The organism is Xanthomonas axonopodis, from assembly GCF_001304695.1.
GTDB lineage: Bacteria > Pseudomonadota > Gammaproteobacteria > Xanthomonadales > Xanthomonadaceae > Xanthomonas > Xanthomonas axonopodis.
Map to the genome: position 1 here is coordinate 15561 of NZ_JFAQ01000008.1, position 26538 is coordinate 42098.

Annotated in this window: 27 protein-coding genes, 1 other RNA gene and 1 pseudogene; 17 read left to right on the plus strand and 12 right to left on the minus strand. The window is 65.3% G+C overall.

The window, feature by feature from the left end; all coding sequences use genetic code 11:
* The first annotated feature begins 316 nt into the window (after positions 1 to 316).
* Positions 317 to 967 (plus strand): hypothetical protein, encoded by a 651-nt coding sequence (locus XAXN_RS00365; protein ID WP_042823532.1) that lies wholly within the window; start codon positions 317 to 319, stop codon positions 965 to 967.
* Positions 968 to 1237: 270 nt separating this feature from the next.
* On the opposite strand, the gene XAXN_RS00370 is transcribed toward XAXN_RS00365, so the two are convergent.
* The 9 genes from XAXN_RS00370 to XAXN_RS00410 form a co-directional block, all read right to left on the minus strand.
* Positions 1238 to 2527 (minus strand): citrate synthase, encoded by a 1290-nt coding sequence (locus XAXN_RS00370; RefSeq protein ID WP_054318077.1) that lies wholly within the window; start codon positions 2525 to 2527, stop codon positions 1238 to 1240.
* Positions 2528 to 2756: 229 nt separating this feature from the next.
* A complete protein-coding gene (locus XAXN_RS00375; protein ID WP_005911911.1) occupies positions 2757 to 2999 on the minus strand; it encodes a type B 50S ribosomal protein L31 in 243 nt (80 codons plus the stop codon).
* A 70-nt stretch (positions 3000 to 3069) separates the two neighbouring features.
* Positions 3070 to 4008, minus strand: coding sequence for a nucleoside hydrolase (locus XAXN_RS00380; RefSeq protein WP_054318078.1), 939 nt, complete (start codon positions 4006 to 4008; stop codon positions 3070 to 3072).
* A gap of 136 nt (positions 4009 to 4144) precedes the next feature.
* Positions 4145 to 6298 (minus strand): ATP-dependent DNA helicase RecG, encoded by a 2154-nt coding sequence (recG, locus tag XAXN_RS00385; RefSeq protein ID WP_054318079.1) that lies wholly within the window; start codon positions 6296 to 6298, stop codon positions 4145 to 4147.
* 20 nt (positions 6299 to 6318) lie between these two features.
* A complete protein-coding gene (locus XAXN_RS00390; protein ID WP_054318080.1) occupies positions 6319 to 6699 on the minus strand; it encodes a RidA family protein in 381 nt (126 codons plus the stop codon).
* A 77-nt stretch (positions 6700 to 6776) separates the two neighbouring features.
* Positions 6777 to 8948: a RelA/SpoT family protein gene (locus XAXN_RS00395; protein WP_042823538.1), complete on the minus strand. Its 2172-nt coding sequence runs from the start codon at positions 8946 to 8948 to the stop codon at positions 6777 to 6779.
* 128 nt (positions 8949 to 9076) lie between these two features.
* Positions 9077 to 9376 (minus strand): DNA-directed RNA polymerase subunit omega, encoded by a 300-nt coding sequence (gene rpoZ, locus XAXN_RS00400; protein WP_054318081.1) that lies wholly within the window; start codon positions 9374 to 9376, stop codon positions 9077 to 9079.
* A gap of 259 nt (positions 9377 to 9635) precedes the next feature.
* Positions 9636 to 10247 carry a guanylate kinase gene (gene gmk, locus XAXN_RS00405; RefSeq protein WP_005996765.1) on the minus strand — a complete coding sequence of 204 codons (612 nt, stop codon included), beginning with the start codon at positions 10245 to 10247 and terminating at the stop codon, positions 9636 to 9638.
* 152 nt (positions 10248 to 10399) lie between these two features.
* On the minus strand, positions 10400 to 11260 hold the full coding sequence (locus tag XAXN_RS00410) for a YicC/YloC family endoribonuclease (RefSeq protein WP_054318082.1): 861 nt from the start codon (positions 11258 to 11260) through the stop codon (positions 10400 to 10402).
* A 109-nt stretch (positions 11261 to 11369) separates the two neighbouring features.
* On the opposite strand from XAXN_RS00410, the gene rph reads away from it, so the two are divergent.
* From rph to XAXN_RS00450, 8 genes and pseudogenes are all read left to right on the plus strand, one after another.
* Positions 11370 to 12095, plus strand: coding sequence for a ribonuclease PH (gene rph, locus XAXN_RS00415; RefSeq protein WP_054318083.1), 726 nt, complete (start codon positions 11370 to 11372; stop codon positions 12093 to 12095).
* A complete protein-coding gene (locus XAXN_RS00420; protein WP_054318084.1) occupies positions 12092 to 12484 on the plus strand; it encodes a VOC family protein in 393 nt (130 codons plus the stop codon). The genes rph and XAXN_RS00420 overlap by 4 nt, the downstream gene beginning before the upstream one ends.
* Positions 12481 to 13080, plus strand: coding sequence for an RdgB/HAM1 family non-canonical purine NTP pyrophosphatase (gene rdgB, locus XAXN_RS00425; protein ID WP_054318085.1), 600 nt, complete (start codon positions 12481 to 12483; stop codon positions 13078 to 13080). Before XAXN_RS00420 ends, rdgB begins: the two co-directional genes overlap by 4 nt.
* A gap of 15 nt (positions 13081 to 13095) precedes the next feature.
* Complete coding sequence (gene hemW / locus XAXN_RS00430; protein WP_054318086.1) at positions 13096 to 14253, plus strand: radical SAM family heme chaperone HemW; 1158 nt, start codon at positions 13096 to 13098, stop codon at positions 14251 to 14253.
* A gap of 292 nt (positions 14254 to 14545) precedes the next feature.
* Positions 14546 to 16932 (plus strand): annotated as a pseudogene (locus tag XAXN_RS00435) (DUF1631 domain-containing protein).
* Complete coding sequence (locus XAXN_RS00440; protein ID WP_008575819.1) at positions 16929 to 17276, plus strand: PilZ domain-containing protein; 348 nt, start codon at positions 16929 to 16931, stop codon at positions 17274 to 17276. Before XAXN_RS00435 ends, XAXN_RS00440 begins: the two are co-directional and overlap by 4 nt.
* Before the next feature lie 172 nt (positions 17277 to 17448).
* Positions 17449 to 18774 (plus strand): Xaa-Pro dipeptidase, encoded by a 1326-nt coding sequence (gene pepQ / locus XAXN_RS00445; protein WP_054318087.1) that lies wholly within the window; start codon positions 17449 to 17451, stop codon positions 18772 to 18774.
* A 113-nt stretch (positions 18775 to 18887) separates the two neighbouring features.
* Positions 18888 to 19286, plus strand: a complete 399-nt coding sequence (locus XAXN_RS00450; RefSeq protein ID WP_054318115.1) for an XVIPCD domain-containing protein — start codon at positions 18888 to 18890, stop codon at positions 19284 to 19286.
* A gap of 168 nt (positions 19287 to 19454) precedes the next feature.
* On the opposite strand, the gene XAXN_RS00455 is transcribed toward XAXN_RS00450, so the two are convergent.
* Both XAXN_RS00455 and XAXN_RS00460 read right to left on the minus strand, forming a co-directional pair.
* Entirely contained in the window at positions 19455 to 20783 is a 1329-nt protein-coding gene (locus XAXN_RS00455; RefSeq protein WP_054318088.1) for an aminopeptidase P N-terminal domain-containing protein, read from the minus strand.
* A gap of 9 nt (positions 20784 to 20792) precedes the next feature.
* Entirely contained in the window at positions 20793 to 21335 is a 543-nt protein-coding gene (locus XAXN_RS00460) for a YecA/YgfB family protein (protein ID WP_054318089.1), read from the minus strand.
* Positions 21336 to 21572: 237 nt separating this feature from the next.
* Between XAXN_RS00460 and XAXN_RS00465 the strand changes: the two genes are divergently transcribed.
* The 8 genes from XAXN_RS00465 to XAXN_RS00495 all read left to right on the plus strand — a co-directional run bounded on the left by XAXN_RS00465 (position 21573) and on the right by XAXN_RS00495 (position 26158).
* Entirely contained in the window at positions 21573 to 21794 is a 222-nt protein-coding gene (locus XAXN_RS00465) for a TIGR02449 family protein (protein WP_003486122.1), read from the plus strand.
* Entirely contained in the window at positions 21791 to 22090 is a 300-nt protein-coding gene (locus XAXN_RS00470) for a cell division protein ZapA (RefSeq protein ID WP_054318090.1), read from the plus strand. Before XAXN_RS00465 ends, XAXN_RS00470 begins: the two co-directional genes overlap by 4 nt.
* A gap of 96 nt (positions 22091 to 22186) precedes the next feature.
* Positions 22187 to 22373: non-coding RNA, 6S RNA (ssrS, locus tag XAXN_RS20120), on the plus strand.
* Positions 22374 to 22686: 313 nt separating this feature from the next.
* Positions 22687 to 23277, plus strand: coding sequence for a 5-formyltetrahydrofolate cyclo-ligase (locus XAXN_RS00475; protein ID WP_054318091.1), 591 nt, complete (start codon positions 22687 to 22689; stop codon positions 23275 to 23277).
* Entirely contained in the window at positions 23274 to 23750 is a 477-nt protein-coding gene (locus XAXN_RS00480; RefSeq protein ID WP_054318092.1) for an EVE domain-containing protein, read from the plus strand. Before XAXN_RS00475 ends, XAXN_RS00480 begins: the two co-directional genes overlap by 4 nt.
* A 97-nt stretch (positions 23751 to 23847) precedes the next feature.
* Complete coding sequence (rpiA, locus tag XAXN_RS00485; RefSeq protein ID WP_054318093.1) at positions 23848 to 24495, plus strand: ribose-5-phosphate isomerase RpiA; 648 nt, start codon at positions 23848 to 23850, stop codon at positions 24493 to 24495.
* 162 nt (positions 24496 to 24657) lie between these two features.
* Complete coding sequence (locus XAXN_RS00490; RefSeq protein WP_054318116.1) at positions 24658 to 25107, plus strand: DUF192 domain-containing protein; 450 nt, start codon at positions 24658 to 24660, stop codon at positions 25105 to 25107.
* A gap of 169 nt (positions 25108 to 25276) precedes the next feature.
* Positions 25277 to 26158, plus strand: a complete 882-nt coding sequence (locus XAXN_RS00495; RefSeq protein WP_054318094.1) for a SirB1 family protein — start codon at positions 25277 to 25279, stop codon at positions 26156 to 26158.
* Between the two features lie 141 nt (positions 26159 to 26299).
* Here XAXN_RS00495 and XAXN_RS00500 read toward each other — a convergent pair whose 3' ends face one another.
* On the minus strand, positions 26300 to 26491 hold the full coding sequence (locus XAXN_RS00500; RefSeq protein WP_054318117.1) for a rubredoxin: 192 nt from the start codon (positions 26489 to 26491) through the stop codon (positions 26300 to 26302).
* Between the last annotated feature and the right edge of the window lie 47 nt (positions 26492 to 26538).

The window sequence follows — 26538 nt, forward strand, 5'->3', positions numbered from 1 at the left end:
GGGATTCGGGAATTGGGATTGGGGAATCGGAACGGCGTGGCTGTTCGGTTCCCAAATTTTTTTGGCCGCCGATTGAATGCGCGCCAGCCATGACCAGCCTGGTGGATCGCTGACGACATCGTTGCCGGTTCAGCGCAGCGCTCACCTGCCCGCCACCGAGATTGCACGCGCATTGCGCATCGCCCGTGCATATCGTACCTGGACCATCAGCCGGTCACCGCTACGTGATCGTTCCTTTGCGACAGCATGACGCATTCGCCATGTCTTCATGCAGCTGTTGTAGAGTCCAGATCAGGTTCATTAGGGGAGCCCGGTCATGCATCACGCACGCGCGCACGCCGATACACGAACCCGGGAACGTCGCCATCGCCTGGCGCACGAAGCCGCACGCCTGATGGCCGAAGGCGGCATCCGCGATTTCCATCAAGCCAAGCTCAAGGCTGCCAGCCGGCTCGGCATTCATGACGATGCTTCGCTGCCACGCAATCGCGAGATCGAGGATGCGTTGCGCGAGTACCAGCGCCTGTTCGCCGGACCTGCGCACGGTGCGCGTCTGCGCCAACGTCGCGAAGCCGCGTTGCGGGCACTTGAGTTTCTCAGCCCCTTCCAGCCACGGCTGACCGGCCCGGTGCTGGACGGCACCGCCGACGCCAATGCACCGGTGCACCTGCAGTTGCACAGCGACGATGCGGATGCGGTGCAGCGGTTTCTGGAAGAGCACCGCATTCCGGCCGAATCGCGTACGCGACGATTGCGTTTGGATCGCGAGCGCAACGGCGAGTTTCCGGTGTGGCTGTTCAGCGCCGAAGACCTCACCTTCGACCTCACCGTGCTGCCCTACGACGCGCTGCGGCAGGCGCCGCTATCGCAGCTGGACGAAAAGCCGATGCCACGTGCGTCGGCCGCGCAGGTGCGACAGTTGCTGACAGACGGCGACAGTGCCGACGGCTCACCACTGCTGCGCTGAGCCGATCATATGACGCGGAGCTTGCCTACCCGGGCGAGCGTACGTCTCCAAGTCGGCATTACGACACCACTGCGGCAGTGTTCGTTTTATTTCGTTTTATTCGGGCCCAGTACTACTGGACGCACCGCCGTGCCATGGTCGCCGGTTGCCGGTTGCCACTCGCCACGACAGCGTCACGCTTTGTTGGAAAATCGACCACCGCGCAACTATTCAAATGCAAACGCCCCGCAATGCGGGGCGCTCTCGTTTACGCAGGTACGCGTCGACCGATCAGCGCCTGGTGCTGTCGGTGTAATCGCGCTTGTCGTAACCGGTGTAGATCTGGCGCGGACGGCCGATCTTCATTTCCGGGTCGACCTGCTGTTCCAGCCAATGCGACACCCAGCCTGCGGTACGGGCGATGGCGAACATCACGGTGAACATTTCCACCGGGATATTGAGCGCCTTGTAGATGATGCCCGAGTAGAAGTCGACGTTCGGGTACAGCTTGCGCTGCACGAAATAGTCGTCCTTCAGCGCGGCCTCTTCCAGCTTCAGCGCCACTTCCAGCAGTAGGTCGTTGACGCCCAGCTCGCCCAGCACCTTATGGGTCATCTCACGGATGATCTTGGCACGCGGGTCGAAGTTCTTGTAGACGCGGTGACCGAAGCCCATCAGACGGAACGAGGAATTCTTGTCCTTGGCCTTGGCCACGGCGGATTCGACGTTGTCGGCGGTACCGATCTCTTCCAGCATCTTCAGCACGGCTTCGTTGGCGCCACCGTGTGCCGGACCCCACAGCGCGGTGATACCGGCGGCGACCGACGCGTACGGGTTGGCACCGGTCGAGCCGACCAGACGCACGGTCGAGGTCGAGGCGTTCTGCTCGTGATCGGCGTGCAGGATGAACAGCAGGTCCAGGGCCTTGGCAACGACCGGATTGATCTCCAGCGGCTCGCTCGGCACTTCGAACATCATGTGCAGGAAGCGGTCGACGTAGTTCAGGTTGTTGCGCGGGTAGCGGATCGGCCAGCCGATCGAATAGCGGTACGCAGCCGCAGCCAGGGTCGGCACCTTGGCGATCAGACGGATGGCGGCCTGACGGCGCTGCTCCGGATCGTTGAGGTCCAGGGTATCGTGGTAGAACGCCGACAGCGAAGCGACCGAGCCGGCCAGCATGGCCATCGGGTGCGCATCATGGCGGAAACCACCGAGGAAGTTCTTCAGCGACTCGTGCATCATCGTGTGATGCGTCACTTCGTGGTCGAACTTCTTGAATTCGTCCGCCGTCGGCAGTTCGCCGTTCATCAGCAGGTACGAGACCTCAAGGAAGCTGGACTTTTCGGCCAACTGTTCGATCGGGTAGCCGCGATACAGCAACACGCCGTTGTCGCCATCGATATAGGTGATGGCCGACTTGCAGCTGGCGGTGGCGGTGAAGCCCGAGTCGTAGGTGAACAGACCGGTTTCTTTGGTCAGCTTTGAGATATCGACGCAGTCATTGCCAAGCGTGGGCTTGAGAACCGGCAAAACGACCGACTTTTCGCCGGCGTTGAGCGTGACCTGATCAAGATCGGACACTGTGTACGCTCCTTCAGTGGAAGGCGCCTGATCCCACATGGGCAGGCACGTGATGGAAGTCCAAGGCATCGCCTCGGATCAGGCCATTATCGCATAGCAGCATTTTGGCCGTCGCTTGGACAGAAGTCGTAGACGCGTCGCACCAAGCATGCAAGGGAAGCGCTCAGCGGCCCAAAAAACAACAGCCGCGCAATGCGCGGCCGCTGCCGGTACAGCCCGTCCTGCAAGTTCAGCGCGCGTAGCGCTTCTGGAACTTGTCGATACGGCCGCCGGTGTCGATCACCTTGTGCTTGCCGGTATAGAACGGGTGCGAGGACGAGGAAATTTCCACCTTGATCAGCGGATATTCCTGGCCGTCTTCCCACTTCACGGTCTCTTTCGAGGTCATGGTGGAACGGGTCAGAATCTTGAAATCAGACGTCACGTCGTGAAAGACGACGTCTTTGTAGTTGGGATGAACGTTATCTTTCATGGACTTGGCGCCGGGCTGCCTGGATAAGCCGGGCATTATAGCTGCGCCCAGGCAGCCGGCGCAAGGTCGCTCAGCCCGCTGCCAGGGCGGCCCCCACCAGCCCGTAGAACTGCTGAATGTCATAGGCCAGCAGCAGATTGGCATTGTCGGGCGCCCCGCCCTGCCGGTTCCAGTCCACCAAGGTCATGCCACGGGTATGCGCACCGGACAGTTCGATGTGTACCGGGCGCTGTTCCAGCTGCTGCGCGCCTTCCGGGTGGAGTGCGAACGCCATTGCCAGCGCGTCGGCGGCGTACCAGTACTCGCCGCGGCTGTCTTCGGACCACAGCCGGGTCTTGCGCGAGATCTCCTCGTAGAACCGGGTGCGGGCAGAATCGGCCGCCAGCCATTGCTCCACGTCCCGGTGCAGCAGGCCGTGCGCAATGGTGGCTTCCCAATCGGCCACGTCGAACTGCGGAAAACCGCCGAACACGATATGCGCCGCTTCCGGGTCGAAACCGATATTGAACTCGGCCGCGGCGGTGATATTGCCGTGCCCGGTCAACGCCCCGCCCATCACCACCAGGCGCGACACGCGCTGCGGCAGGGTCGGATCCAGGGTGAGCGCCAGGGCGAGATTGGTCAGTGGGCCGAGCGCCACCAGCAGCAGCTTGCCGGCGTATACGTGCGACAGACGCAGGATGGCGAGCGCGGCGTGTTCGGCCTCGGCAGTGCGCTTGGCCGGTGCCAGGCCCACATCGCCGAATCCATCAAGACCGTGCACGTGCGCTGCATTCACCGATGGGTGCAGCAACGGCTGCGGGCAACCGGCGTAGACCGGCACATCGGTGCGGCCAGCGATCTCGCAGACCTTCAAGGCGTTGCGCACGGTGTGCTGCAGGCCGACATTACCGGCGGCGATGGTCAGGCCAACGACCTCATGGCGTGGGTCGTTAAAGGCCATCAGCAGCGCCAAGGCGTCGTCCACGCCAGGGTCGGTGTCGATCAGCAGCGGTATCTTGTCAATCATGAGATTCGAGGTTGGGCATTCGGGATTCGTTGCCGCATCTTCGCAAGGATCGGCCGGCCAAGCGAATCAGCGACGCCCAGGTCGCAGCAATCGCGCTTTTACGATTGCCCAATCCCGATTCTCGATTCCCGGCCGCTCAAGCGGCCGCATACCGCACCGCTCCGCCGATCCAGCGTTCGACAACGCGGTCGGCGATTTCCGGCGCTTCGTCCAACAGCCGCTCGGCCAGTACCTGCACGCGCGGCAACAGCCCGGCGTCGCGTGCCAGATCGGCAATGCGGAAACTGGCCAGACCGGTTTGCCGGGTGCCCAGCAATTCGCCCGGGCCGCGCAATTCCAAATCCTTCTCCGCGATCACGAAACCATCGTTGGTTTGGCGCATGGTCTCCAGACGCTGGCGCGCCATCATCGACAAGGGTGACTGGTACAGCAGCACGCAACTGGAGGCAGTTGCGCCACGCCCGACCCGACCGCGCAACTGATGCAATTGGGCCAGGCCCAGCCGCTCGGCATTTTCGATGATCATCAACGATGCGTTAGGCACGTCCACGCCGACTTCGATCACGGTGGTGGCCACCAGCAGGTCGCTGCGGCCTTGCTTGAAATCCAGCATAGCCTTCTGTTTTTCGGCCGGCTTCATGCGCCCGTGCACCAGCGCCACCCGTACGCCCGGCAACTGCGCCGACAAGGCCTCGAAGGTGACTTCGGCGGCCTGCGCTTCGATGCGTGGCGGCCCACCTTGCTGGCCTTGCGCACCTTTCTCGGGCTCTTCGCTCTCTTCGATCAGCGTGCACACCCAATACGCCTGCCGCCCTTCGGCGCAGGCGGCGCGGATGCGTTCGACCAACTCGGGCCGGCGCTCCGTACTCAGCACGATCGTCTGCACCGGCATGCGGCCAGGCGGCAATTCGTCGATGGCCGAAACGTCCAGATCTGCGTAAGCCGACATCGCCAACGTGCGCGGAATGGGCGTGGCGGTCATCACCAATTGATGCGGCACGCTGCCCGCCGCCGCGCCCTTGTCGCGCAGCGCAAGGCGCTGATGCACGCCGAAGCGGTGTTGCTCGTCGATGATGGCCAACGCCAGATCATGGAAGACCACCGCTTCCTGCATCAACGCATGCGTGCCGACCACGACCTGCGCCTGACCGGAGGCGACCTCGGCCATCACGGCAGCGCGCGCCTTGCCGGTGACCTTGCCTGCCAGCCAGACGATGCGGATGCCCAAGGGCTCCAACCAGCCGCGCAGATTGGCGAGGTGCTGCTCGGCCAGCAACTCGGTGGGCGCGGCGAGTGCGACCTGCTTGCCCTGCTCCACCGCCAACATTGCCGCCAGTGCGGCGACCACGGTCTTGCCGCTGCCGACATCGCCCTGGACCAGCCGCAACATCGGCGAGGGTTGCGCAAGGTCATGCGCAATCTGCTCGAACACGCGTTGTTGCGCGCCGGTCAGCTGGAATGGCAGCGCCTTGCGCAATTGCTGCACCAACGTGCCGTTGCCAGGCAGGCTGGGCGCATGTAGACGCTGCAATGCGATGCGTTGCCGGCGCAGGCTGAGTTGATGTGCCAGCAATTCCTCGATCGCCAGGCGCTGCTGGGCCGGGTGGCCTCCGGCGAGCAATTGCTGCGGATCCGTACCGACCGGTGGGCGATGCATGGTGAGCAAGGCCGCGCGCAACGACGGCAGTCGCTCGTCCTGCAGCCAGTGCGGCGGCAACAATTCCAGCGCACTTTCGGGCGGCAGACGCTCCAACGCCTGGCCGATGAGCTTGCGCAACGTCGCCGGGCCAACACCTTCGAGCGCCGGATACACCGGATCCAGACTGTCGCCCAACCCGGCATCTTCGTCTGGCGCGAGCACGCGGTAACTGGGGTGCACGATTTCCCAGCCGTGCTGGCCGGGCTTGGGTGTGCCGAACACGCGCACTCGCGTGCCGACCGCAAACTGCGCCACCTGCGCCGCACGAAAATGAAAGAAGCGCAGCACCAGCGTACCGTGCGACGCGTCGGACACTGCCACGCGCAGCACCGGCCGAAAGCGGAAGCCCCGCTCCACAGCCTCCACACGCCCTTCGATCTGCGCCGGCACGCCACCTTGCAGCTGCGCGATGGTGGTCAAGCGCGTGCGGTCTTCGTAACGCAGCGGCAGATGCAGCCATAGGTCCTGCACGCTCAGGATGCCGCGCGCAGCAAACTTGTCGGCCAGTTTCGGGCCGACACCAGGCAGGCTGGACAGCCGAGCCTGGCCGGCGACGGCCAGGCTCGGCGTGACGACGCGCGTGCGCGACACGACCGATCAGCGGCGCAGGATCACTCGATCACCATCACCGCATCGACTTCGAAGCCGACGCCCTTGGGCAGACCGGAGACTTCGATGGTCGAACGCGCCGGGAACGGCGCCTGGAAATATTCCTGCATCACCGCGTTGACGGCAGCGAACTGCCCCAGGTCGGTCAGATACAGGCCCAGGCGCACGATCTTGTCGAGCGAGCCGCCGGCCGCTTCGGCCACCGCCTTGAGGTTGTCGAATGCACGGCGTGCCTGCACACCGATGTCGCCCGGCACGATCTCGCCGGTGGCCGGGTCCAGCGGGATCTGCCCGGAGAAATACACGGTGTTGCCGGCACGCACGGCCTGCGAATACGGGCCGATGGCGGCAGGCGCCTGGTCGGTATGGATGATCTGGGACATGGACACTCCACTGCAAAGGGTGGCCGCAGTTTAGGCCTTTGTGCGAATTTGCTCGACTGTTGCGCGCGCGCCAGGCGCTACTGGCGTCCGACGCTCTGCACCACGTGCAGACGCCGTAGCCGGCGCATCACCTCGGCCAAGTGGCGGCGGTCGCGCACCTGGATATTGAAGCGCAACACGGCTGCGTTGAAGTCGCGGTCCAGATAGTCCACGCGCTCGATATTGGACTGACTCTGCGCGATGGCGGCCGCCAGCTGCGCCAGCACGCCGGTGCGGTTTTCCACTTCGACCACCAGCGCGGTGTCGTAGTCGCCGGTCACGTTGGAGTCCCAGTCGATCGGCACCCAACGCTCGGGCGATTTGCGCAGTTCGGCCAGGTTCGGGCAGTCCAGGCGGTGCACCACGATGCCCTTGCCAGCGGTGTGATAGCCCATGATCTCGTCGCCGGGAATCGGCTGGCAGCAATTGGCGAAACTGATCACGCCGCGCTCGCTGCCGTCGATCAGGATCTTCTCGTGCGAATGTTTGGACAGGCCACCGCCACGCAATTCTGCGTAGGCCATCAGTGCCTGCGCGGCCTGATTGGGCATCCAGTTGCCAAGCGCCACATCGGCCAGCAGCGCTTCCAGACGCGGGTAGCGGTGCTCGGCAAGGAAGGCGTCCAGGCGGCCCTTGGGCAGCCGTTCCAGCGAGGAGTCCATCGCCTCCAGCGCGCGGTCCAGCATGCGGTGGCCCAACTGCACGGCATCTTCGTGCTCGAGTTGCTTGAGCTGATGCCGGATGGCGGTGCGCGCCTTGCTGCTGACCACAAATTCCAGCCACTGCGGCTTGGGCGTGGCCGAGCGTGCGGTGATGATCTCCACCGCCTGCCCGCTGACCAGCTTGGTGCGCAGCGGCACCAGCTTTTTGTCCACGCGCGAGGCCACGGCGCGATTGCCCACGTCGGTATGCACCGCGTAGGCGAAATCCAGCGCGGTGGAATTGCGCGGCAACGCCAGGATCTTGCCCTTGGGCGTGAACAGATAGACCTCGTCCGGAAACAGGTCGACCTTGACGTTGTCCAGGAACTCAAGCGACGAGCCGGCGGCGCGCTGCGAGTCGATCAGTTCCACGATCCAGTCGTGCGCACGGCTCTGCGCGCTGTTGGGCGAGGCCGAGCCAACCTTGTAGGTCCAATGCGCTGCCACGCCACGTTCGGCGATCAGGTCCATTTCTTCGGTGCGGATCTGTACTTCGATCGGCGAGCCGTACGGCCCGAACAACACGGTGTGCAGCGACTGATAGCCGTTGGCCTTGGGGATCGCGATGAAATCGCGGAAGCGCCCGTCCAGTGGCTTGAAGCTGGCGTGCACCGCGCCGAGGGCGTGATAGCAATCGGCCACCGTGCGCACCACCAGGCGGAAGCCGAACACGTCCATCACCTGGTCGAAGGACTTGTTCTCTTCGTGCATCTTGGAATAGATGCTCCAGGGCGTCTTGATGCGGCTGACCAGCCGATGCTCCAGGCCTTCCTTTGCCAGCCGCTGGCTCAGTTGCACTTCCACTTGCGCCATCGATTCGCGGCGCACCACCGGCTGGCTGCGGATGTGTTTTTCGATGATGGCGTGGCGCCACGGATACAACGCGCGGAAGCCCAGATTCTGCAGTTCGGACTTGATCAGGCTCATGCCCAGCCGCTGCGCGATGGGTGCGTAGATCTCCAGCGTCTCGCGTGCGATGCGGCCGCGTGCCTCGGTGCTCTGTGCGCCGAGCGTGCGCATGTTGTGCAGGCGGTCGGCCAGCTTGATCATGATCACGCGCAGATCGCGCGACATCGCCAGCAGCATCTTGCGGAAGCTTTCCGCCGCCGCTTCCTGGCGGTCGCGGAACTTGAGCTTGTCCAGCTTGGTAACGCCATCGACCAGCTCGGCCACCGCCTCGCCGAACTCGGACGCCAGTTCTTCGCGCGTCAGCGGCGTATCTTCAATGGTGTCGTGCAAGATTGCGGCGATCAGCGATTCCATATCCAGACCCAGCTCGGCCAGCACGCCAGCCACCGCCACCGGGTGGGTGATGTACGGCTCGCCCGACTTGCGGGTCTGCCCGGCATGCGCGGTGGCACCCACTTCCCAGGCACGGCGCAGGATCGGCAGTTGGTCCTTGGGCAGGTAGCTGGCCGCGCGTTCGAGATGCAGGACGTAGTCGGGGATGGCCTGGTCGGAAGACGGAGACGTCACGACAGTCGCCTGGGCAGTGGGGCCTGGGTTCATGCCCGAAGACTATTCCAGCCGTGCAGTCTCGGCAAACATTTGCACACGCAGGCGTATTGCCGGGACCGAAAACGAAAACAGCCCGCGCCGAGGCGGGCTGTTCTGATCGATCGCAGCGATGCTGGAAATCAATCGTCGTTCTTGGACATGTCTTCGTCGGCGACCACTTCGGCGGCGGCCCATTCCAGCGCTTCGCGCTCGGCGCGTTCGCGTTCGGCCTTCTCGACTTCATCGATCAGCGCGTTGTCGATCCGCCGTGCGGCGATCTCGCGCAGTGCCATCACGGTGGGCTTGTCGCTGGCGTCGGCATTCTCGATCAGCGACTGCACGCCGTTGGCGAGCTGACGGGCGCGCTTGGAGGCCATCATGACCAGCTCGAAACGGTTGTTCACGACTTCCAGGCAATCTTCTACGGTAATGCGGGCCATGCGGGCTCCCGGCGACCAGCAACGGCCGCGCATCGAATGAGGTAAAGGGGGAGGAGTGTACGCTCCGGCCGGCGCCACAGCAACCGGCACCCATTCAGTTTCCTTTGGAATCAGCGGTTTGAGCTGCTTGCAACGATCAGGAAACCGTCCTGAGCGTCGCTGCAGCCGGCGGGTTCAGAACCGTAGTCCACGCGTGGTAGATGCGGTCGGCCCGGCGGCGGCGCCCGCCGGGTGATCAACCCCGCCCTGCCAGCGGCGCTTAATCCAGCAGCGCCTGGATCAAGCCGGCGTGCCGCTGCTGTTGCGCCTGCCGCCGCAGCCGGCTGGCGGTGAAGATGGCGCACATCTCCGAAACCGCCGTATCGAAGGTCTCGTTGATGATCACGTAATCGAACTCTTCGAAATGCAGCATTTCTTCACGGGCGGCGGCCAGGCGTTGCGCCATGACATCTTCGCTGTCCTGTCCGCGCTTGCGCATGCGCTCGTCCAGCGCCTGGCGCGACGGCGGCAGGATGAACACGCTGACCGCATCGGGCACCTTCTGGCGCACCTGGCGAGCGCCCTGCCAATCGATTTCCAGCAGGACGTCGTGGCCGGCGGCCAGCTGCGGCTCCACCGACTGCCGCGCAGTGCCCTTCCAGTCGCCATGCACCAGTGCGTATTCGAAGAAATCGCCCGCCTCGATCATGCCCTGGAACTCGTCGGCGGAGACGAAATGGTAGTGCTCGGCATGCCGTTCGCCCGGCCGCGGCGCGCGCGAGGTGAACGAGATCGACAGGGCGATCTTCGGGTCGCGTGCCAGGGTGGCGTTGACGATGCTGCTCTTGCCAGCGCCCGAGGGGGCCGCAACGATGTAGAGAGTGCCGCGCATAGGATCAGGGATTCGGGATTGGGGAGTCGGGATTCGCAAACAGACTGCGGACCGGTACCACCGGGGTCGACATGCTACCGGCATTGGCCGCAGCCCGCAGACATCCGGAACTGGCAGCTGCCACATCTCGAATCCCGAATCCCCACTCCCGGCTACTCGATGTTCTGCACCTGCTCGCGGATCTGGTCGATCAACACCTTCAGATCCACGGCGGCATTGGAGGTGCGGCTGTCCACCGACTTGGAGCCCAGCGTATTGGCTTCGCGGTTGAATTCCTGCAGCAGGAAGTCCAGGCGGCGACCGACCGGCTCGCGCTGCTTGAGCACGCGGCGGATTTCGGCAATGTGGCTGGACAGGCGGTCCAGCTCCTCGTCCACATCCAGCTTCTGCAGCCACAGCACCAGCTCCTGCTCGGCACGGCCCGGGTCGACCGGATGTGGCAGATCGGCCAGGCGCGCGGCCAGCTTGGCGCGCTGACCTTCGCGAATCACCGGAATCAGCACACGCACCTCGGCGGCGATGCGTTCGATGGCATCCACCCGTTCGCTGATCGCCTCGGCCAGCTTGGCGCCCTCGCGCTCGCGCGCGATCACGAAGCTGCCCACCACTTCTTCCAGCAACGCCAGCGCCTGTGCCTGCAACGCGGGGGCATCCACGTCCTGCACCTGCAGCACGCCGGGCAGCTGCAGCAGGTCGGTGAAGCCGACCTGCAATTTGGGGAACAGGCCATCCAGCCGCGTGGCCAGCGCACCCAATTGCTGGAGCAGCGATTCGTTGACCGCCAGCGTTTGCGCATTGTCGGGCGCGCGCAGGCGCAGGGTCAGATCCAGCTTGCCACGGCTGTTTTTTGCCGCCACGCGCTCGCGCAGCAGCGGTTCCAGCGCACGCAGTTCCTCGGGCAGACGCACACCCACTTCCAGAAAGCGGTGGTTGACCGAGCGCAGCTCGCAACCGAGCGTGCCCCAGGGTGTGATGTGTTCGCCGCCAGCAAACGCGGTCATGCTTCGGATCATCGTCAATCCCGTGCCGTCAAAGCGCGAATGGTACCCTAGCGGCCCTTGCCGGCTGCCTGCACGCTGCGCAGTGGCGCCAGACCCACCTCCCGACTTCCGGACTCATTGCATGACCTTTTCCCGTCCCAGCGGCCGCACGGCCGACCAGCTGCGCCCGGTGCGCATCGAACGCGCCTTCACCCGCCATGCCGAAGGCTCGGTGCAGGTCAGCTTCGGCGACACCCGCGTGCTGTGCACCGCCAGCGTGGAAAACCGCGTGCCGGGCTTCCTGCGCGGCAAGGGCGAAGGCTGGGTCACCGCCGAATACGGCATGTTGCCGCGCTCTACCCACACCCGTTCCGACCGCGAAGCCGCACGCGGCAAGCAGGGCGCACGCACGCTGGAAATCCAGCGCCTGATCGGCCGTGCATTGCGCGCCTGCGTGGACCGCAATGCGCTGGGCGAGCGCACCGTCACGCTGGACTGCGACGTGCTGCAAGCTGATGGCGGCACCCGCACCGCGGCCATCACCGGTGCGTACGTGGCGCTGGCCGATGCGGTGAACCTGCTGATCAAGCGCGGCGACATCAAGAAGCACCCGCTGATCGGCGCGGTGGCTGCGGTGTCGGTCGGCATCTATCGCGGTGAACCGGTGCTGGACCTGGATTATCCGGAAGACAGCGACTGCGATACCGACATGAATGTGGTGATGAACGACGGCGGCGGCTTCATCGAGCTGCAGGGCACGGCCGAAGGCCATGCCTTCCGTCGCGACGAGCTCAACGCGCTGCTTGCCCTGGCCGAAAAGGGCATGGGCGAGTTGTTCGCACTGCAACGCGCTGCGCTGGCCGGATGAGCCGTCGCATCGCGCTGACCACGTCACTGGTTGTCGATTACGATGCGGCCATTGCCTGGTACACCGGCGCGCTGGGTTTCCACGTGCTGCAGGATCGTCCGCTCGATGACGGCAAGCGCTGGGTCGTGATCGGCCCGGGCGGTTCAGACGATGTCGCCCTGCTGCTGGCGCAGCCGGCCGACGCCGCGCAACGCGCGCGCATCGGCGACCAGACCGGTGGGTGGGTGGATCACTTTCTCTACACCGATGACTTCTGGCGCGACCACGCGGCCATGCAGGCATTCGGCGTGGAATTTCTGGAAACCCCGCGCGAAGAGCCGTACGGCACGGTCGTGGTATTTCGCGATCTGTACGGCGCCAAGTGGGATCTGCTGGAGCCCAAGCAATGAAACAACTGGTCCTGGCCAGCGGCAACGCCGGCAAATTGGAAGAACTGCGCGCCATGCTCGCCGGCCTGCCGCTGCGCATCGTCGCGCAAGGCGAATTGGGCGTGGAAGACGTGCCGGAGACCGGCCTGACCTTCGTCGAGAACGCACTGATCAAGGCGCGCCATGCCAGCGCGGTGACCGGTTTGCCGGCCCTGGCCGATGACTCGGGGCTGATCGTGGATGCATTGGATGGCGCACCCGGTCTGTACAGCGCGCGCTATGCCGGCAGCCCGACCAACGCGCTGGCCAACAACGCCAAGTTGCTCGACGCGATGCACGAGGTTCCGACCGATCGCCGCAGCGCACGGTTTTACGCGGTGATCGTGTTGCTGCGGCATCCGGAAGATCCGCAGCCGCTGATCGCCGAAGGCAGCTGGGAAGGGGTGATCACTACCGAACCGCGCGGCGATGGCGGTTTCGGCTACAACCCGGTGTTTCTGGATCCGGTGTATGGACTGACCGCCGCGGAGATGGACTCCGCGTTGAAGAACCGCCTCAGCCATCGTGCGGTCGCCCTGGCCACGCTGCAGCACAAGCTGCATGCGATGTCACTGTAAGGCACACCTCGCGTAATGCCCCAGCTGATTCCGCCGCCGCTGTCGCTCTACGTGCACCTCCCCTGGTGCGTGCGCAAATGCCCGTACTGCGATTTCAATTCGCATGCGGCCAAGGGCGCATTGCCGTTCGAGGAGTACGTGGACGCGCTGATCCGCGACCTGGATGTGGACCTGCCATTGGTCTGGGGTCGCGTGGTGCATTCGGTGTTCTTCGGCGGCGGCACGCCCAGCCTTTTTCCACCGCAGGCAATCGACCGCTTCCTGCAGGCAGCAGCGGCGCGGCTGCGTTTTGCGCCGAATCTTGAAATCACCCTGGAAACCAATCCTGGCACCGCCGAGCACGGCCGTTTCGAGCCCTACCGCGCTGCTGGCGTCAACCGCCTGAGCTTCGGCGTGCAGACCTTCGACGACGTGGCGCTGCAGCGACTTGGCCGCATTCACGACAGCGCCGAGGCCGAGCGCGCGATCAAAATGGCGCAAGACGCCGGCTACGATAATTTCAATATCGACCTGATGTACGCGCTGCCCGAGCAGACGTTGATGCAGGCCGAGCACGACCTGGAGCGCGCCTTCGCGCTGCAGCCGGCGCACCTGTCGCATTACCAACTCACGCTGGAGCCGAACACGGTGTTCTTCGCGCGTCCGCCCAAAGGCATTCCCGAAGACGATGCCGCCTGGGATATCCAGGAACACTGCCAACGCCTGCTGGCCGACGCCGGCTACGCACAATACGAAGTCAGCGCCTACGCCAAGCCGGGGCGGCAGTGCGCGCACAACCTCAACTACTGGCGATTCGGCGATTACCTGGGCATCGGTGCGGGCGCGCACGGCAAGATCAGCTCCGGTGCCGAAGCGCACGTGCTGCGGCGCTGGAAGCACAAGCATCCGCAGAGCTATCTGGCCAGTGCCGGCACCGCCGCATCCATCGGTGGCGATGAATTCGTGCCGAGCGAACGGCTGCCGTTCGAATACATGCTCAACCTGCTGCGCCTGCATGAGGGCTTCCGGCTAAGCGATTTCGAGGCCTCGACCGGCCTTGCGGCCAGCGTCATCCAAGCGCCACTGGCGCGCGCGGTGGCACAGGGCTGGATGACCCAGCAAGACGGGCGCATGGTGCCGACCGAGTTGGGACGGCGGTTTACCAATGATGTGGTCGAGTTGTTCCTGGTCTAAGCGCAGCGAAGAGCTGCGTTCGCTGCCAGGTCGCGCGGCCGGGCGCTTGGCATCGGTATGTAGCGCCTGCGCACAGGCGCCATCCACGCCTGGCTGACGCGCGTGCGCGAGGTGTGAGCGGATCTGGGCGCGCCGGCAGCTCCGTGGATCGGCCGTACGACCTTGGCGCATACCCGCATGACCACCAGCTGACACATTGCGGGCCGGATGCGCCAGCACGCGCCGATGCCGCGCGGTCAGGGAAAAAACATGCTACATAGCTCACGCTTCGAACCGAGCCAGTCTCCCCCGGATGTCCATGCACGTGTCTCCCATGCAACCTGCAGTTAGCGGCCCGATTGCCGATGCGCCGGTGTCCGCGCGTGGCCGGCGACTGCTCGGCACGCTGCACGCGCAGTGCGTGCAGGCGCTGAGCGGACCGCTGCGGCTGACCGTCGTCGAGCTGGAACGCGAGCTATTGCATCAGGCCGAGCATGCACGCAATAGCCAGATCCAGGCCGAAACCTATGCGCAGATGCGCGACCTGCGCGACCACATCGACCGCTTCCCGCAGGCATTCCTGCAGGAACTGGCGCAAGCGCTGGCCAGCCTGCGTGAGCGCCCGGTGCTGACACCATTGACCGATGCGCCTGCGCAAACACAGATGCTGACCCTGGTCGAAGACACCGATATCGACCGCGACATTGTATTGAGCGACATCGCACGTCGCGAAACCTCGCGGCGTGCCGATGCCCTGCACCTGCTGGCGCAGCGCCTGGCGGTGATCGGCGCGGTGGCCGAATTCGAGCTGGAAGAATTGCCGCTTGGCCCGTACGCGCTGTGCCGCATCGTGCGCCAGTGCGGTCAGACGCTGGGGCTGAACCTGGATGGGCAGCTGACGCTGTACAAGGTGTTCGAGCGTCAGGTGATGGACCGCCTGGGCGACCTGTTCGAAAGTGCCAACAGCGCGCTGGCCCAGGAAGGCATCCTGCCAGGGCTGATCTATCACCCGTATCTGGTCAAACCCACGCAGGTGCAGACGCGGCGTGCACCACCGGCAGCGGCGCACGGGTCGAAAGACGCTGCCGCACTGAACACGCCTGGTGCGGGCCCGCGCACACCGCGGCCGGCCACCGGCTGGGCAGGCCAAGCCGCACCGACGGCGTGGCAGAGCGCCTTGCTGGATCCCGCTGCCGCGTCACCAGCAATGGCAATCGCCCCACCTGCGCTATCGCCGGCGCTCAGCGATGCAGTGCAGGCGCTGGGCGGCTTGATGGCATCGGCACGGCAGTCGCAGGCAGCAGTGCACGCAAGCCATGCAGGCACGGGGGCGCCCGCCCATCACGAGGTCATGGAGCCCTCTCCCACCTCGCTCGCCGCTGTGGCCCAGGCATCGCAGCACAGCGCGGCCGTTGCGGTACCCAAGGCAGCGCTTGGCGATGCCTTGGCCAGCCTGCAAGGTGCGCTGGCCACGCAGGCGGCAGCAACGCCACACGCATCCGGTATCGATGCGGTGCAGCGCCAGGTGCTGGAGGTGCTGCGCCGCCAGCACGGCCCCGATGCCGCGCTATCGCCGCAGGACAACGACACCTTCGACCTGCTCGGCCTGCTCTATGCGCAGATGCAACGCGAGGTGCGCGAGCAGGCTCCCGCCCAGGCACTGCTGGCCAAGTTGCAGGTGCCGGTGATGCGCGCGGCGCTGGCCGATGCGCATTTTTTCGTGCGCGACCAGCACCCGGTGCGCGAATTGCTCAACACCGTGGCAGAGTCTGGTGCCGTATGGTTGGGCGAGGACGATGCCAACCCGCAACTGCTGCACAAGCTGGGCAGCGCGGTCGACAAGATCGTCAACGACTATCAAGGCGACGAGGCTGTTTTCGCCGCGGCCAACGACGACATCCAGACCCATCTGCGCACCCTCGCGCGCAAGGCCGACGTGGCCGAGCGGCGGCATGTGGATGCTGCGCGCGGCAAGGAGCGGCTGGAATCTGCCAAGCAGCAGGCCGAAGCGCGCATCGAGCAGCTGTGCGAACAAAGCGCGCCGCCGCGCTTTGTGCAATCGCTGCTGCGCCAGGCCTGGTCGGACGTGCTCACGCTGACCTTGCTGCGGCAGGGCGAGCAGTCGCCCGAATGGGACGAACGCCAGGCGCTGACCGCACGCATTGCCGAGGTCACCTGCCGCAGCAAGGGCCAGCCCACCGACGTCGCACTGGGCACCGACGTGGAAACTGCGTTGCTGCAGGTGGGGTATCACCACGGTGTGGCGAGGACGAGGTGACCTCGCGCACCGAGCTTGCCGCCAAGCTCAAGGCACGCGCGCGGCTTGGCGACCAGGGCGACAACGCGCCGCGCAAACAGGCGGCCACGCCGCGCACACCTGCCGAAGAGGAGTGCTACCTGCAGGTGCGCAGCTTGCCGTTCGGCACCTGGTTCGAATTCGTGGTCAACCAGCAAGGTGACCTGCGCCGGCAACGCCTGTCCTGGTACAGCCCGATGACCGGCAACGCGCTGTTCGTGAACCAGCGCGGGCAGAAGGTTGGCGAGCACTCGCTGGACAGCCTGGCGCGGCTGATGGCCGGCGGACAGGCACGTTTGGTGGTGGAAGAAAAATCGCGTCTGATCGATCGCGCCTGGCATGCCACCGTGCGCACGCTGCGCAGCCTGGCCGGCCAGTCGCCTGTTGCCGAGGCCCAGCCATGATCCAGGACACCCGCCGCGCACCGCGCCGCCAGCCAACCGACCTGCTGCCGGTCATCGACATGCTCAGCGAGGCGCAGATCGGCCGGGTCGGCAATGTGTCCGAAACCGGCATGCTGTTGTTGGCCTCGGTGCCGCTGCACGACGACGCCTTGTACCAGCTGCGTTTTTCCCTGCCCGAGCGGGTTGGCCGCGCGACTGAGATCGATGTCGGCGTGCATCTGCTATGGTCCGAAGCCGCACACGCACCCGGGCAGGCCTGGGCGGGCTTCCGCTTCCTGACCATGTCCGAGCCGCACCGGCAACGCCTGCGCGCCTGGATCGCCGAAGAACATCTGGCCGGGTAAGCGCGGCCGAGACACGGCTGCGCAATGGCCAAGCGGGCGCTGCCGATGCGCGGCGCAGCAGGCACGTCGCCCACGGACGACTGCGCCTTGATTGCCCCCCGCATCAGACACAGCGCCATTGCAGGGATTGCGGCAAACTGCGCATTGCCTTGCACTGCCGATCGAGCCCCGCATGCCCCAGCCCTCCCTGAGCAGCCTGTACTCCGACCACCTGCGCACTCTCACCGCGCGCGCCGACGAAGCGCTGCAACGCGGCGGTTTCGAACATCTTGTGGTTCCCAGCGGCAGCACGCATTACCAGCTATTCGACGACCGCGATTACCCCTACGCGGTGAACCCGCAGTTCAAGGCCTGGGTACCGCTGACACGGGTCCCCAACAGCTGGCTGGTCTACACGCCTGGCAAGCGCCCGACGGTGATCTTCCATCAGCCGTTCGATTACTGGCACGTGGTGCCCGACGCGCCCAGCGGCTGGTGGGTCGACCACTGCGACATCCACATCATCCGCAGCCCGGACCAGGCGCTGGCGCTGCTGCCCAAACACGCTGAGCGCTGCGCGATTCTCGGCGAGCCGCAAAGCACGCTCGGTGCATACGTGCCGAACAACCCGCAGCCGGTGCTCGATTACCTGGAATACCAGCGCGCGTTCAAGACGCCCTACGAGCTGGCATTGCTGCGCATCGCCCAGCAGCTGGCGGTGCGCGGCCATCGCGCTGCGGAAGCGGCGTTCCGCGCCGGCCAAAGCGAATTCGGCATCCACATGGCGTATTGCGCGGCAGTGGGCCAGGACGCCAATGACTTGCCGTACGGCAACATCATCGCGCTCAACGAGCACGGCGCGGTGCTGCACTACACCGAGCTGAGCCAGCAGCCGCCGCAACCGCTGCGTAGCTTCCTGATCGACGCTGGCGCCTCCGCATACGGCTACGCCAGCGACATCACCCGCACCTACGCGGTCGACCCCGGCAGCGACTTTCAGGCGCTGATCGACGCGGTGGATGCCGCCCAGCTACGCATGGGCCAGAACGTGCGCGCCGGGGTGGATTACAAGCAGTTGCACATCGACGCGCATCTGGCGTTGATGGGCATCCTCAAGGACTTCGGCGTCCTGACCGTCTCGCCGGAAGCGGCGTTGGCCACCGGCGTCAGCGCCGCGTTCTTCCCGCACGGCCTGGGCCACCTGATCGGCCTGCAAGTGCACGATGTGGCCGGTTTTGCCGCCAGCGACCGCGGCGGCCGCATCGAACGCCCGGCCGGCCACCCGTATCTGCGCCTGACCCGCGTACTGGAGCCCGGCATGGTGGTGACCATCGAACCTGGCGTGTACTTCATCGACATGCTGCTGGACGAAGTGAAGAAGAATGGCCACGCCGCCAGCGTCAACTGGCAGCGCGTGGAAGCCTTCAAGCCCTACGGCGGCATTCGCATCGAAGATGAGGTGGGGTGCACCGACGGCAGCGCGGAAAATCTGACCCGCCCGGTCTTTGCCGCCGCATGAGCACCAGGCGCAACTGACCACACCACGGTTGCACTGACGTGGACGCTCAGCCGCGCCATCTACCGCCCGATCACGCCCCGCAACGTTTGGGCACCACCACACGGAACACCGCCATGAACGACCCACGCCAGCGCGCGCACCCGGACCACCCGATGTATCAAAAGATCGAACGCGGCGTGCATGCAATCGATGCCGCGCACGGCCGCGTCCCCGATCAGGCCAGCGCACGCCTCACCGCCGCCTTGTTGCTACTGGCCAAGGAAGGTGGACTCTCGCGCGTGGATCATGTGCTAATGAGCGAAGCGAACAGTCGCGGCGTGCACGGTGGCGAGAACGTGTTCGTGGTGCAGGGCGACCCGGCCAACCCGGCGCATCTGCGCGCGCACATGAAAACCGAACAGGCGCTGGGCACGCCGGAAGAGCAATCGTTTGAGCGCGCGCGTCGGCTCGGCGGGCAGAGCGCGCCAGTGCAACAGCCCGAGCGCACGCAGACGCCGCAGCTGGGCCAATAACCGCGGCCGACACATGCCTGCCCAGCCGCACGGCGCGCGCGGCCGATACCCGGAATCGGCGTGCACCACAGCGCGACGGCTGCGATTACGCTGCGCCTGCGCCTGCGCCTGACGTCATGACGCCCGCTGCAGCGTGTCGGTCCTTGTCAATTCCCCGCGCGCCGGCGCTCATGCGCCGCCGGCCATCTCCGCTTCGATCTCGTCGGCACTGCGCGCCAGCGCACCGGTCAGTACACGGTGGCCATCAGCCGTAATCAACACATTGTCTTCGGTGCGAATGCCGATGCCGCGCCACTTGGCCTCTACCGAGGTGTCGTCGGCCGACACGTAAAGCCCCGGCTCGATGGTGAACACCATGCCGGGCTCGAGCAGCCGCGAATCGCCGGCCAGCCGGTAGTCGCCCACATCGTGCACATCCAGGCCCAACCAGTGACCGGTCTTGTGCCGATAAAAACGCTTGTACTGTCCATCGGCGATGTTGCGCTCAAGTTTGCCCTTGAGCAGACCCAGCCGCAGCAGGCCTTCGGTCAAGGTTTCCACTGCAGCCAGATGCCCGGCTTCGTACGCCACGCCCGGGCGCGCCTGTGCAAGCGCAGCCGCCTGCGCAGCACCAACCAGATCGTGCAGTGCACGCTGCGCTGGCGTGAAGCGGCCGTTGACCGGAAAGGTGCGGGTGATATCGGCCGCATAGCCGCGATATTCGGCACCGGCATCGATCAGCACCAGCTCGCCGTCGCGGCTGCGCGCATTGTTGGCGCGGTAATGCAGCACGCAGGCGTTGCTGCCGGTGCCGACGATGCTGCCGTATGCCGGCCATGCGTCGGCAGCGCGGAATTCGCGCTCGACCTCGGCCTGCAATTCGTATTCGTGCACACCCGGCCGCGCCAGCCGCATCGCTGCACGGTGCGCGCGCACGCTGATGTCGGCAGCCTGCTGCATCAGCGCGATTTCGTCGCGTGATTTGAACAGGCGCTGCTCGTGCAATAGATGCCCGAGCTCGAGGAATTCGTGTGGCGGCTGCGCCCCGTGGCGCACCTGCTCGCGCACGCGCTTGAGCCAGCCGATCAATTTGAGATCGAAATCGACATCGCGCCCGAAGTGGTAGTACACGCGGCTGCGCCCTTCCAGCAGGCCGGGCAGGATCTCGTCGACATCGTCGATGGGGTACGCATCGTCCATGCCGTAGCGTTCCACCGCACCTTCCTGACCTTCGCGCGAGCCATCCCAGGCTTCGCGCTCGGCATCGCGCTCGCGGCAGAACAGAATCGCTTCGCCATGCTTGCGGCCGGGCACCAGCACCAGCACCGCTTCGGGCTCCGGGAACCCGCTCAGATACCAGAAATCCGAATCCTGTCGATACGGGTAATGCGTGTCGTGGCTACGCACGCGCTCAGGCGCGGCCGGCAAAATCAGAATGGCCTGCTCGCCAGCCATTTGCATCAACTGCCTGCGCCGGCGCACGTACTCGGCCGCGCCAATCCCGGTGAGCTTCTTCATAGTGGGCAGTCAGTTCAGACGTTGGCGAAAGCGCGGCCCCATCACGCAGTCGCCGTGCAGCAACAGCACCGCCACGCGCACGAATTCTTCGATATCGGCCAAGGCGGTGTCGTCCTCGTCGGCCGCGTCGAAGTCGTCGCTGGAGGCTTGCGCCAGACGCGCCAGATCCTGCAGCGCCTCCTCGCCTTCTTCGCTCAGTGCCGGACGCTGCTGCGCAGCCAGGCCGAAGCCGCCCAGGAAAGCCCGGCACCAGTCGAACAACGCATCGGTGCGCGCCGGCAACGGGGCGCCGTCTTCCACCAGCAGCAACTCGAAGGCGAAATCGCGGTCTTCCAGTTGCGCCAAGGTGGCCTGCCGCAGCTGATCCAGCGCCCCACCCTGCTTGGGCGCCACCTGACCGCTATCGGCCAGAATGCGCGCCAGCCAGTCGGCACTGTCGGCGCCGCCGCCGGAGAGCCACCCGCACAGCCCGCCATGCAACTCCGCCGCAGAGGACGCCAGCGCAAGCTGACGGCTTTCGTGTTGCACAGCGGTTACGTCGGGCAGATCCATCGTGTCATCCGGGCTGAAGAGCGAAAGGTGCCGGCGCACCGGCCGACGATATGACTTCCCAGTGTACCAAGGCGGCCTGCGTGGGCCGCCATCTGCGCGTTTCAGCTCGCATTCCGCACCTGCAATGCCGGCCTGCCTGGATCCCGTGGCAGGCCTTGCAGGGCTTGGGCTGACGCCAGCGATCGCGGCAGGCGTGGGCGCTTGACCACCCCGCGCACGCGCCCCTATCGTGAGCGCATGGACAACGCTGCCGCCCTCGCTCAGATCCGCGCACTCGCCGCCCGCGTGGAGGCGTTGGTGGAGCGTACCCAACGGCTCACCGACGAAAACCGCAGCCTGCGTCATCAACAGGAGCAGCTCATCGGCGAGCGCTCGCAACTGTTGACCAAGAACGAGCAGGCGCGCTCGCGGGTGGAAGCGATGATCGCCCGCTTGAAGTCATTGGAGCAGCACACGTGAGCAACAACGAGCCGGTCAGCGTGCGCATTCTGGATCGTGAATACACGGTGGGCGTCACGGCAGACGAGCGCGAAAGTCTCACCGCCGCCGCGCGGCTGCTGGATCTACGCATGCGTGAGATCCGCGGCAGCAATCGCATGGCGGCAGTGGATCGTGTCGCGGTGCTGGCAGCGCTCAATCTGGCGCATGAGTTGCAGCAACTGCGCGAACAGCAGGCGCTCTACGATCGTGAATTGGCCAATACGCTGGACACCTTGAATCGCCGGCTCGACAGCGTTGCCGACACACCATGCTGAGTTGGAATTCGCACTGCCATCGCAAATATGAATCCTCAAGCCCGCTGACCGACGAGTGGGCTAGCCATCGCAGCACAGAGGTCTATAATTCGCCTGCGTTCTCTGCTGTAAACGACAGCGTGCAAAACATTCGCCTTGTCCCTTAATTACGACCACAGGGGCGCGACGAAGCCGGGTGTGCAAGTCCGCCTTGTTGTAGCGGGAAGCCCGATGGCCTCACAACGTCCCCACTTGAACCCCGGGTTCAAGGTCGTTTCGCCCGCATCGTCACGGCGGAGAATGCAAATCTTAAACGACGCCCTCGGGCGTCGTTTCTTTTTGCGCGTCTGAAGGCCTGACGTGCGGCAACTGAAGCGGCACTGCTGGCCTATTGCGGTCGCGATGCTGGTGCTGTGTCGGTGGCGTTGCCGCGCGCGGCGATGCGTAGGCTGCATCTCCCATGCGTGTGCAGATGCAGGGGACGTGTCCCGCCAGCGCGCACCTCTATCGACACGCCCACAGCGCAATCTGCCGGACGCACTGCACGCCACGCTAGGCAGGCGCGTGCGCGCATTCGACAATGCAACACCGATTGCGCCGCGAGAGACCGATGACCGATGACCGAGGACCGAGATGCGTTGCGCCAGCAATTGCGCGCACACCGCCGCAGCCTGCCGGCGGCGCAGCGCTTGGCCGCAGCCGATCCGTTGGCACAGCGTTTGCTGGCGCTGCCGTTCGCACCGCATCGCGGTGCCGTGGCGGGCTATTGGGCGATGGATGGCGAAATTGCGCTGCATCGCTGGCAGTTGACCTTGCCGGCGGGAGTACGCTACTGCCTGCCGGTCCTGGATGGGCGCGTGCTGCGCTTTGCACCGTGGCGGCCGGGCCAGCCGCTGGTGAGCAATCGCTACGGCATTCCGGAGCCGGATGTGGCACGCGCCGACACGCTGGCACCGGAAGAGATGGCACTGGTGGTCACCCCGCTGACCGGCTTCGATGCGGCGTGCCGTCGGCTGGGGATGGGAGGCGGCTGGTATGATCGCAGCTTCGCGTTTCGGCATCGCCAGGCGCAGCCCCCCTGGCTGGTCGGTGTTGGCTTCGCTGCGCAGCAGGTGCCCGCCCTGCCCACCGAAGCGTGGGATGTGGCGGTCGACGCCATCTGTACCGAACGCGCCACCTTCCTGAAAGACGACACCGTTTCCGAATGACTGCCCGCAAGCGCTACTGGTTGATGAAGTCCGAGCCGGACACGTTCTCCATCGATGATCTGGAACGCGTCGGCACCGAGCCGTGGAACGGCGTGCGTAACTACCAGGCGCGCAACTTCATGCGCGATGGCATGCACGTTGGCGATGGGGTGTTGTTCTACCATTCCAACCGCAAGGTGCCAGGCATCGTGGGCATTGCCAAGGTGGCAAGCGCGGCGTACCCGGACGACACCCAGTTCGACCCGTCCTCCGACTACCACGACCCAAAGTCCACGCGCGAAGACCCGCGCTGGATGCTGGTGGACGTGGCGTTCGAGCGCAAACTCAAACGCACGATTTCGCTGGATGAAATCAAGCAACAGGCCGATGCGCTGGGCGAAGGCTTTGCGCTGATCGCACGCGGCAACCGCTTGTCGATCCTGCCCGTGACCGCCGCGCAGTGGAAGTTGCTGCTGGCGATGGAATCGCCGTGATTCGGGATTGGGAATTGGGGATTGGCCCACTGCCCGCCCGCGTTGCACCGCCTCGACGAATCTCTACTCCCCAATCTCCAATCCCGAGCTCTTACCCATGTCCGAAGCAAAACGCCTGGCCGCCGAGAAAGCGATCGATTACGTGGAAGACGGCATGATCGTCGGGGTGGGCACCGGCTCGACGGTGGCCTACTTCATCGACGCGCTGGGCCGGATCGGCCATCGCATCAAGGGCGCAGTGTCCAGCTCCGAACAGAGCACCGCGCGCCTGCGCCAGCATGGCATCGAGGTGCTGGACCTCAATCACACCGGCAATCTGTCGCTGTACGTGGACGGCGCCGACGAGTGCGACCCGAACCGCTGCCTGATCAAGGGCGGCGGCGCGGCGCTGACGCGCGAGAAGATCATCGCCGAAGCCAGCGAGCGCTTCATCTGCATCGTCGACCCCAGCAAGCAGGTGCCGGTGCTGGGCACGTTCCCGCTGCCGGTGGAAGTGATTCCGATGGCACGCAGCCTGGTCGCCCGGCAGATCCTGGCATTGACTGGCGGCCAACCGGTGTGGCGCGATGGCGTGGTCACCGACAACGGCAACGTGGTGCTGGACGTGCATCACCTGCAGATCACCGACCCGGTGGACCTAGAGCGCAGCTTGAACCAGATCCCCGGCGTGGTCTGCGTGGGTTTGTTCGCGCGGCGCCCGGCCGATGTGGTGATCGTGGGGGGCGAGCCACCGCGGGTGATCTGAAGATCGCATGCGAGCATTCGCATGCGCAGGTGTGGCCCGCATTGCGAAGCGATGGCAGGTCGCACACACCGCGCATGCAGCAACCGCACAACGCACCGCAGCAGCTTGACGCACGCAGCCGCTTGGCAGATGGTGCGGCATCCCCGCCAGTTGGTATGCCGCATGCGTTGTTCGCGTTTTCTCGTCCTTGCGCTTCTGGCCCTGCTTGGAGGCTGCGCCAGCAGCGGCGACAGCTGGGTGGAACTGGCAGACACGCGCTACAAGGTAGAACTGGCACAGAACGATGCCGATCGCGCCAAGGGTCTGATGTTTCGCGATGCCATGGACGAAGACCGCGGCATGCTGTTCATCCACGACCGCCAGGAGCCGCTGGCGTACTGGATGAAGAACACCAAGATCGCGCTGGATATCCTGTATTTCAATGAACAGCGCCGGCTGGTCTCCCAGCAGCGCGACGTGCCGCCGTGTTCGGCCGGCGATGCCTGTCCGCCCTACCCCAGCAGGCAACCCGCGCGCTATGTGCTGGAGCTCAACGCCGGCCAGGCTGCCAGGCTCGGCCTGAAGGATGGCGCCACGCTGCGCTTCAGCCCGGACATCCCGACGCTCAAATAAGCGGCTGTGAGCAGGCTCTGGGGCCAGGCCAGCCAGGGGCACGGCGGCCTGCCGACCGATTAGACCTGCGGGTCACCTTCCCGAACGGCGTGTGCGGCTGTCGGACGCATCGCCGCCTGTCAGCTTTACGCATTCATGCGGCCCGCGTCCCTGTCAGGAAGTACCGGACTTGAACCCTGCGCCGCTTGCCGACACTCTTGGCAGTATGATCGACATGCTCCCACTCCCCCATTGGACCGCGCTCGCCAGCCTGGACGACGATGCGGTGCCGCTGATGTCCACCGCGCTGCTGATCGCGCGCGACGAGTATCCGCAGCTGGATGCCGGGCTGTACGACACGCTAGTGCAAAGCCACGTCGAGCATCTGCGCCGCGAGGTCGACGCGATCGATCTGTGGCCGTTGAAGATGGCGGCAGTAAATCGCTACCTGTTCGATGAGTTGGGCTATTCGGGCAATCACGACGAGTACTACGACCCGCGCAACAGCTATCTCAACCAGGTGTTCGAGCGCCGGCTGGGCAATCCGATTTCACTGGCGATGGTGCAGATCGAAGTGGCGCGCCGGCTGGGCATCCCATTGGCAGGGGTGTCGTTTCCCGGCCATTTCCTGGTGCGGCTGCCGGTGGACGACGGCGTGCTGGTGATGGACCCGTTCAACGGCGGCCGTCCGCTGGGCGTGGATGAGCTGCGCGAACGTGCCCGCCCGCATCTGGGCGGCGAGATTCCCGACGACCGCGCGCTGGCGCAGATTCTCGACCCCGCCCCGCATCGCGCGATCTTGATTCGCATCCTGCGCAACCTGCACGGCGTCTATGCCGACGCCGAGCACTGGGACCGCGCCGCCCGCAGCGCCGACCGCATTCTGAAGCTGGTCCCCGACCAGCCCGAGGCCCTGCGCGACCGCGGCATGGCCTATCTGCATCTGGGCCACCGCAACGGCGCACGCCACGATCTCTCGCGCTACCTGGTGCTCAATCCGGGCGCGCAAGACGCGGCCCATCTGCACGAACACTTGGTGGAATTGAACAGCCAGCGCACGCGGTCACATTGAGCGGGTATATGCGCCGGCTGGCCAAGCTGCCCAGCTAGGGCGCCGCCGTGTGGTTCTCGGCAACCCAGGCACTTGCCTGCCCCCGTCCCAGCAGTAGCGTGGTAGCGGACACTGCCTGACTGCATACCCTCGAGCGGCAGCTCATTCGATCTCCACCATTTCGAAGTCCTCCTTGGTGACGCCGCAATCGGGGCAGGTCCAGGTGTCGGGCACGTCCTGCCAACGGGTGCCGGGCGCGATGCCTTCTTCGGGGATGCCGTCGGCCTCGCGGTAGAGAAACCCGCAGACGACGCACATCCAGGTGCGGTAGGTGGTCGTGGATGTCTCGCTCATCGGATAATCGCGGTCATGCAACAGTGGGCCTGCATTATCCCATCCAC